Origin of the sequence: Occultella aeris (assembly GCF_902703175.1) — a bacterium.
In the GTDB taxonomy this organism is placed as follows: Bacteria; Actinomycetota; Actinomycetes; order Actinomycetales; family Beutenbergiaceae; genus Occultella; species Occultella aeris.
Map to the genome: position 1 here is coordinate 1 of NZ_CACRYJ010000001.1, position 1,322 is coordinate 1,322.

1 protein-coding gene is annotated in these 1,322 nt (G+C 66.3%); it reads right to left on the reverse strand.

Annotation, left to right across the window (positions count from 1 at the left end; all coding sequences use genetic code 11):
- Positions 1–13 precede the first annotated feature (13 nt).
- The gene (locus HALOF300_RS00005; protein ID WP_197522183.1) at positions 14–1,099 is read right to left on the reverse strand and encodes an IS110 family RNA-guided transposase; all 1,086 of its coding nucleotides are present in this window, start codon (positions 1,097–1,099) and stop codon (positions 14–16) included.
- Positions 1,100–1,322: the final 223 nt, after the last annotated feature.

Here is a 1,322-nt window from a genome sequence, read left to right on the forward strand (position 1 = left end):
GGTTTCTCCTATGTCAAGCCGCTGCCGGTTGGCAAGTCGGCGGGGCTTGGGTGTGGTCGTTCTGGTGGTCGGTGTTGAGTTGGTTGTAGACGACGCGGGCGAGGCGTCGTTTGAGGCACCGCAGGGCTTCGCGCTTGGACATGCCTTCGGTCTTCTTCTTCTCGTAGTAGGCCCAGCCGAGGGATCCGTGGAGCCTGGTCTGGGTGACGGCGATGCGGTGCAGGGCGCAGTTGAGTTGCCGGTTGCCCGACCGGGTCATCCGTACTCTGCCGGCGGTGTTGCCGGACCAGACCGGGATCGGTGCCACGCCGGCGTGCCGTGCGAACGCGGCCTCACCGTGGAACCGGGTGATCCCGGCGCACTCACCCAACAGCTTCGCTGCGGTCAGTTCACCGCACCCGGGCAGGTCCAGCAGAGCCGGTGCCTGGGCCCGGGCCAACGCGCCAATACGCTTGTCGAAGGCCTTGATCCGCTCGGTCAGCGCGATGATGTCCTCGAGTTCATCCAGAGCCAGCTCGGCCACGATCCCCTCACGGGTGATCAGCCACTCCCGCAGTTTCTGCTGGTGCTTGACCAGGTCCAGCGATCGTGGCTTCGGCGCATGGGCGGGGTCGAGCTCGTGGACCCGCCACAACAACGAGTTGATCGTGCGGGTGCGGGTGCCCACCAGGGTCTCTCTGCGGTCCACGAGCAGCTTCGCCTCCCGAGAGACCTCGTCATGGGTCGCGACCGGCAGACCGGGTTCACGCAGGAACGCCCGGGCCACCGCGAGAGCATCGATGGGGTCGGACTTGCCCCGCGTGCGGGCCGAGGCCCGCGTCTGGGCCATCATCTTCGGCGGCACCCGCACCACCTGCTGCCCCGCACCGAGCAGGTCACGCTCCAGCCGGGCCGACAGGTGCCGGCAGTCCTCGATCGCCCACGTCAGTTCCTGCCCGAACCTCCCACGAGCCCATACCAACGCCTTCAAGTGGCCCTTCGTGCTCGCCTCGACCGTGAGTTGACCCACCTGCTTGCCGACCGCATCGACCGCGACGAACGTGTGGCTGCGCTTGTGGACATCGGCTCCAACAACAACCATGGTGGTTGCCTCCTTCACCTTGATCAGTGACTGGACGGTTGGGCCGGTCGGCGGACACATCTCAGTGGGGGCGATGCCACGCTCCTATCAAGTCACGCCGGCCGGCTCCTTCACACCCGGTGCCGGCAAAACCCATGGACGTCAGCCCCAAACCAGGGACGACAACGAACGTATGAGCCAGGCACCAGGTGCTCAGGATCCAACCACCGCAACCAGTGCGGCGCACTCACCCTGACACTGA